The sequence below is a fragment of the Saccharomonospora iraqiensis subsp. paurometabolica YIM 90007 genome (genome assembly GCF_000231035.2).
GTDB lineage: Bacteria > Actinomycetota > Actinomycetes > Mycobacteriales > Pseudonocardiaceae > Saccharomonospora > Saccharomonospora paurometabolica.
Window position 1 is genome coordinate 2,627 of the sequence record NZ_KI912232.1, and the last position, 6,792, is coordinate 9,418.

Annotated in this window: 6 protein-coding genes; 2 read left to right on the forward strand and 4 right to left on the reverse strand. The window is 70.9% G+C overall.

The features are described 5' to 3' along the window. Positions 1-172: 172 nt before the first annotated feature. Positions 173-1,843, forward strand: a complete 1,671-nt coding sequence (locus SACPADRAFT_RS0210475; protein ID WP_007025864.1) for an alkaline phosphatase D family protein — start codon at positions 173-175, stop codon at positions 1,841-1,843. Between the two features lie 3 nt (positions 1,844-1,846). Here the strand turns inward: SACPADRAFT_RS0210475 and SACPADRAFT_RS0210480 are convergent, their stop codons facing one another. From SACPADRAFT_RS0210480 to SACPADRAFT_RS0210495, 4 genes are all read right to left on the reverse strand, one after another. Beyond that, complete coding sequence (locus SACPADRAFT_RS0210480) at positions 1,847-2,566, reverse strand: DUF2267 domain-containing protein (protein ID WP_007025865.1); 720 nt, start codon at positions 2,564-2,566, stop codon at positions 1,847-1,849. A 159-nt stretch (positions 2,567-2,725) separates the two neighbouring features. Further along, on the reverse strand, positions 2,726-2,842 hold the full coding sequence (locus tag SACPADRAFT_RS30485; RefSeq protein WP_007025866.1) for a methionine/alanine import family NSS transporter small subunit: 117 nt from the start codon (positions 2,840-2,842) through the stop codon (positions 2,726-2,728). Next, on the reverse strand, positions 2,842-4,374 hold the full coding sequence (locus SACPADRAFT_RS0210490) for a sodium-dependent transporter (protein WP_007025867.1): 1,533 nt from the start codon (positions 4,372-4,374) through the stop codon (positions 2,842-2,844). Before SACPADRAFT_RS0210490 ends, SACPADRAFT_RS30485 begins: the two co-directional genes overlap by 1 nt. 77 nt (positions 4,375-4,451) lie before the next feature. Then, positions 4,452-4,730 (reverse strand): hypothetical protein, encoded by a 279-nt coding sequence (locus SACPADRAFT_RS0210495; RefSeq protein WP_007025868.1) that lies wholly within the window; start codon positions 4,728-4,730, stop codon positions 4,452-4,454. 244 nt (positions 4,731-4,974) lie between these two features. On the opposite strand from SACPADRAFT_RS0210495, the gene SACPADRAFT_RS26880 reads away from it, so the two are divergent. Further along, on the forward strand, positions 4,975-6,792 hold a 1,818-nt coding region (locus SACPADRAFT_RS26880), incomplete at its 3' end, for an MFS transporter (RefSeq protein ID WP_084258381.1).

Below are 6,792 nucleotides of genomic sequence, written 5' to 3' on the forward strand. Positions count from 1 at the left end.
GGCCGCCCGGGGCTCCGGCCGGCACCAGGCACACCCGCACGGTACCGCCGTCCCGGTGGTTCCCGCCCGGTGCGAGCGCCGTCCGGGGCCGTCCGCGGGTCGGCGGTGCGACGGTGGGGCCGGACGGACACGGGGAACTGCCGGGCCCCGCACCCCCGACTAGCCTCGTGTCGTGGACAGCCCCGAACTCGTGCTCGGGCCGTTGCTGCGGCACACCGACGACACCACCGCCACCGTCTGGGTCGAGACGAGCGCCCCGTGTGCGGTGTCGGTCCTCGTCGGTGTCCCCGCGGACGGGGACGGGCCCGGCCGCGTGGTGGCACGGGCGTTCGCGCCGACGTTCACGGTGTCCGGGCACCACTACGCGCTGGTGGTGCTCACCGGGCTCGACCCGGACACGAGCCTGCCGTACACGGTGTCGCTCGACGACCGTGCGGTGTGGCCCGAGCCGGACTCGCCGTTCCCGCCCGCCCGGATCCGCACGTTGCCCCGTGCCGGTGCCGCGGACGTCGCCGGATCCGCGTTCCGCCTGATCTTCGGGTCGTGCCGCAAACCCGCCCGGGAGCCGGGACAGGGTACGGACGCGCTCGAACGGTACGCGCGGCGCATGGCCGCGTGGCCGGAGGAGCACCGCCCGCGGGCACTGCTGCTGCTCGGTGACCAGGTGTACGCCGACGAGGTCAGCGACGGGACCGCACAGTGGTTGGCGACCCGGCGCGGTCCGGACGAACCACCCGGCGCCGAGGTGGTCGACTTCGAGGAGTACGCGCACCTGTACCACGAGACGTGGTCGGATCCGGCCGTGCGCTGGCTGATGGCCACCGTGCCGGTATCAATGATCTTCGACGACCACGACGTGCGGGACGACTGGAACATCTCGCAGTCCTGGCGCGAGGCCGTGCGGCGGCAGCCGTGGTGGGCGGAGCGACTGCGCAGCGCGTTCGTGAGCTACTGGGTCTACCAGCACCTCGGCAACCTCTCGCCCGCCGAGCTGTCCACGGACCCGACCGCGGCCGCCGTGTTGGACGGGCCCGGGGACAAGACCGGCGTGCTGCGCGAGCTCGCCGAGATCGCCGACGACGACCTCACCGGGGCGAAGAACACCCGGTGGAGCTACCGGCGCACCTTCGGCCGGGTCGGTCTGCTCATGGTGGACACCCGGGCCGGACGCATCCTCGCGGACGGACGTCGCTCCATGCTCGACCTCGACGAGTTCCGCTGGGTCGAGGACAACGCCCGGGAGTTCGTCGACGCGGGCTGTGACCACCTCCTGCTCGGTTCGTCGCTGCCCTGGCTGCTCCCGCCGGCGATCTCGCACGTCGAGTCGCTGAACGAGGCCGCCTGTCGCCGGGGTGGGTGGCGCGGGCGTGCCGCGGAGGCCGTCCGGCAGGCTGTCGACCTCGAACACTGGGCGGCCTTCCGCGCCTCGTTCGACCGGCTCACCCGGCTCATCGCCGACGTGGGCGGCCGGGCCGACGCCCCGGCCTCGGTCCTGGTGCTCTCCGGCGACGTCCACCACAGCTACGTGGCCCGGGCGCGGTTCCCCCGGCCACTGCGTGCGGCGGTGTACCAGGTGACCTGCTCACCGTTGCACAACGCGGCGCCGGGCGTGCTGCGCGCCGTGTTCACCGTGGCGTGGTGGCGGATCGCCGAGCGGGTGACCCGGTGGTGGTCCCGGCGTGCCGGGGTCGCACCGCCCGGGGTGACGTGGTCGCGCACCGCGGGCCCGTGCTTCGCCAACGCCGTGACGACGCTGGAGCTGACGGGGCGCCGGGCCGAGGTACGGATCGAGCGCGTCGTGGACGGGGAGCTGACCGGGCACGCGCGGGTCCGGGTGAGCTGACCCTCATCCGGGCTGTCCGCCGGAGCCCACCTCGAACACGACCCGGTCGATCTGCTCGGCGAGTTCGATGTCCGGCTCGGTGACCACCCCCGGTCGACCGGTGCGCAGCGTGAACGTCACCGTGTCGGTGCTGTCCCGGGACACCGCGGCCTTGTCGTTGCGCTCGCCCGCGACCCGCTGCACCTGGTTCACCAGTGGTTCGAGCCGGTCCGCCGGGAGCTGGACCGTGCGGGAGATCGCGGTGTGGTCCCCGGTCCACCCGGTCAGTCGGCGCAGCGCCTGATCCACCTCGGCGTCGGACAGTTCGGTCGGTACCTCGCCGCGCTCGCTCTCCGCCCGCCGGGAGGCTTCGCCGGACGGGGTCAGCACCTCCCGCACGTCGGCGTCGAGGTCCCCGTGCAGCCGGTCCGCCAGCTCGGGGTCGTTCGCCCGGAGGGCACCGAACACCGCCTGGGCGAGGTAGCGGGCGCGTTCGGCCTCCACGTCGAGCCGTCGTCCGATCTCGGTGACGACCCCGGCACCGTCGCGGGGTTCCCGCGGCCCCGGGACCTCGGCGGCGCTCTCCAGGGATCCGGGCAGGGCCTCGGCCAACCGGGTGCGGTCCTCGGGCGGGATCCCGTGCGCGACCGTGGTCAGCACCGCCGAGACGGTCTCGCGCGCGTGGTCGTTGCTGTCCAGCCGAGCGTCCGTCCGGACGGATTCGATCAGGTCCTGGTACTTCACGGGCCCTCCTCGCTCACGCACCACGGGGTCGCTGTGTGCGAATCGGCTACCCGGAGGGTGGGTGACTATGCACCCGGGTGATCCGGCGCACGGTCGGACCACAGACGGATGGGGGCGTGGTGTCCCGCGGTCACCACGCCCCCATCCTTGCGGTCGGCGTCAGAGCTCGTCGTCGGGCTGTTCCGGATGCCGGCGCAGCAGCGCGATCGACACCCCGAGGCCACCCCAGACCAGCAGGATCGACACGATCAGCATGATGATGGCACCGGTGGACATCAGTGCTGCACCCCTTCCACGTCGGTGGTCCCGGTCTCGTCCGGGGACTGTTGCCCGCCGTGCTTCCACGGCAGCAGCGAGAGCACGATGCCGAGCACGATCGCGCCGACCGCCACGGCCCAGCCCGCGCCGATCAGGAACCACGTCGGGTAGTCACCGTAGTTCTCGGCGAACTCGGCGCTGAGGCTGTCCCACATCATCCAGCCCAGCACCACCGGCGTGACGATCCCGAGGGTGATCCGCCACAGCGGGCCCACCCGCACGGCGGAGGTCAGGTTCGCGTGCTCGGCCAGCGGCTTCAGCCCGCGGATGAACCAGGCCACCACGATCACGGCGACCAGCCCGGCCAGCGCGATGCCGTACTGGTTGATGAAGTGGTCGACCACGTCGAGGATGTTGACGCCCTGCGTCGTCGGGAACAGCGCGATCGAGACCACCGCGGTGAGCCCACCGACGATCAGCACGGCGGGCACCCGGCTCAGGCCGGTGCGGTCGGCCACGGAGGACACCACCACCTGGACGATGCTGATCAGCGAGGTCAGTCCCGCGATGGTGAGCGAGGCGAAGAAGACCACGCCGAAGATCTCGCCCCCGGGCATGCTGGAGATGATCTCCGGGAAGGCCACGAAGGCCAGGCCGATCCCGCTCGTGGCGATCTCGCCGACCGGTGTGCCGGTGCCCGCGGCCATGAAGCCGAGGGTGGCGAACACGCCGATGCCCGCGAGAAGTTCGAACGAGCCGTTCGCGAAGCCCGCCACCAGGGCGGAGCCGCTCAGGTCGGCACGCCGCCGCAGGTAGGAGGCGTAGGTGACCATGATGCCGAAGCCGACGGACAGGGTGAAGAAGATCTGTCCGTACGCGGCGACCCACACGCTGCCGTCCGTGATCGCCGACCAGTCCGGGGAGAAGAGTGCGTTCAGCCCGTCGGTGGCGCCGGGCAGGGTCAGCGCCCGGATCACCAGGACGACGAACAGGACCGCCAGCAGCGGGATGAAGATCCGGGCCGCCCGTTCGATGCCCTTGCGCACCCCGATCGCGAGCACCGCGAGGGTGACGATCCAGACCGCGATCAACGGCAGGGCGACCCCGCCGACGTAGGAGAAGTCCCCGTCCGGCGCGTCCGCCGTGTTCAGGAAGTCGCCGAACAGGAAGCCCTCCGGGTCGTCACCCCAGGAGGTGCCGACGGAGAAGCCGGTGTACATCACCGCCCAGGCGATGATCAGTGCGTAGTACACCGCGATCACGAAGGAGATGATCACCTGCCACCAGCCGATCGGCTGGGCCGGCTTGGACAACCGGAGGAACGCCGTCGGTGGCGAGCTGCGGTACCGGTGTCCGATCGTGTACTCGAGGATCAGCAGCGGAATACCCGCGGTCAGCAGGGCGACCAGGTAGGGCAGAAGGAAGGCGCCGCCGCCGTTCTCGTACGCGACGTAGGGGAAGCGCCAGATGTTGCCGAGGCCGACGGCTGAACCGATCGCGGCCAGGAGGAACCCGGCACGGGTTCCCCACTGCTCACGTTGTTCCTGCATAGAACTTCCGTCTCGTTCGTCCGTCTGATGTGTGCGTCTCGTCGTGTAGTCGCTCGATCGAGTGAATCGCGCAGACTCTAACGCTTGTTAACCGAGTTGTCTCGTCCACCGGGACGGGTCCGCCGGGAACGGAGGGCATGTGCCACGCGCAGGGGGATCCCGGCCACCAGCGGAGCGCGCCTGCCCAGATCGGCGCGGTCCTCCCGGTCGAAGACGGTGGCGTAGTGGTGGGCCGCCTCGGGGGTCGGGTAGGTCTTCGCCCCCTCGGCGCCGCACCCCCGCGCACAGGCCCAGCGCATGGTGGCGCCGGCGCTGGTGAACCGGAAGCGGTGGCCGAGCAGCCGGCATCGGAACATGGCCGGATCGTACCCCGCGGCTACCGCGTGTGCCGTGGTTCGAGCCACCGGCGAGCGGGTATCAGCTGACGACACCCGCTGCACAAACACGCCGTGTGTCACCGCGGATTCGCTCCGTGAGTGCCGTTCGGACGATCGCACGGGCGGCGCCGGACGGCACCGGAGGGCGCGGAACGGGCTGCGTGGACCGACGAGACGAACGGATCGACGACGCGCACGAGCGGTACGAGGAAGGAGTCTGGGCATGGCGGTCGAACTCGGCACCATCCGGACCCGTGTTCCGGCCCGTCTGGACAGACTCCCGTGGTCCCGATTCCACTGGCGGATCGTCTTCGCGCTGGGCACCGTCTGGATCCTGGACGGACTCGAGGTCACGATCGTGGGCTCGGTCGCCGCGCGGATGATCGAGCCCGGGAGCGGGATCGACCTCAGCGCCGCGGACATCGGCTACGGGGCGGCCATCTACATCATCGGGGCCTGTCTCGGGGCGTTGTTCTTCGGTCAGCTCACCGACCGGTTCGGCCGCAAGAAGCTGATGATCATCACGCTCGCGGTGTACGTGGTGGCGACGGTGGCGACGGCGTTCGCGTTCGCACCGTGGTATTTCTTCCTCGCCCGGTTCGTCACCGGACTCGGCATCGGTGGGGAGTACGCCGCGGTGAACTCGGCCATCGACGAGCTGATCCCCGCGCGCAACCGGGGACAGGTGGACATCACCATCAACGGGAGTTACTGGGTGGGCGCGGCGCTGGGTGCGCTCGGGGCGGTGCTGCTGCTCAACACCGCGTTCTTCGCCTTCGACCTGGGGTGGCGGCTCGCGTTCGCGATCGGCGGGTTCCTCGGCTTCGGGATCCTGCTGCTCCGCCGCGTCGTCCCGGAGAGCCCCCGCTGGCTGTTCATCCACGGTCGCCAGGACGAGGCCGAACGGATCGCCGACGAGGTCGAACAGGAGGTGCGCGAGCACACCACCCAGGAGCTGTCCGAACCACGCGAGGGAATCACCGTCCGGCAACGGGAGAGGATCCCGTTCCGGGAGATCGGCCGGGTCGCGCGCAGGCTGTATCCGAAGCGGACGATCCTGGGGCTGTCCCTGTTCGTCGGGCAGGCGTTCCTGTACAACGCGGTCACCTTCGATCTCGGTACCCTGCTCAGTGAGTTCTACGACGTGGCCTCGGGTGTGGTGCCGTACTTCATTCTGATCTTCGCCGCGGGCAACTTCATGGGGCCGCTGTTGCTGGGCCGACTGTTCGACACGGTCGGCCGGAAGCAGATGATCACCACGACCTATCTGGTGTCCTCGGCCCTGACCCTGCTCATCGCGGTGTTCCTGGTGACCGGTGGATTCGACCGGTGGTCGTTCATCGCACTGATCGGGGTGACGTTCTTCTTCGCCTCCGCGGGCGCGAGTTCGGCCTATCTCACCGTCAGCGAGATCTTCCCGATGGAGACCAGGGCGCTGGCCATCGCCTTCTTCTACGCCGTGGGCACCGGGATCGGCGGGATCATCGGTCCGTTGCTGTTCGGCTCGCTCATCGACACCGGCGAAGCAAGCCTCGTGGCGATCGGTTTCGCCATCGGCGCGGCGGTCATGGCACTGGGCGGGGTCGCGGAACTGATCTTCGGCGTGCGCTCCGAGGGCGTGGGCATGGAGAACATCGCCAAGCCGCTCACCGTCGCCGACGCCGAGGGCGGACCCGCGGCGGAGGGGGCCGAACCCGCCGAGGAGGCCGGCGCCGAACTCGGGCCCCAACGGCGTGCCGCCGTGGCGCGCCGGGAGCGGGCCGAGGAGGAGGACGCCCGCGCCGCCGAACATCTCACCGTCATGCACCGGGTGCGCGCGGAGGCCGCCGACGACCCCGAACAGCAGCGCCGCGCCGAGGCCGAACAGGTCCTGGCCGAGGTCTCCCGGCTGCGCGCCGAGAACCTGCGCGAACTCGCCACCGGTCACGACGAACAGGCCGCCGCGCAGGAGGCGGAGACCGACTCCGAACGGGACGCGGCGATCGAGCGGGCCGCCTCCGCCCGCCAGCGCGCCCGCGCCGCCGAGGAGAACGCGGAGGCG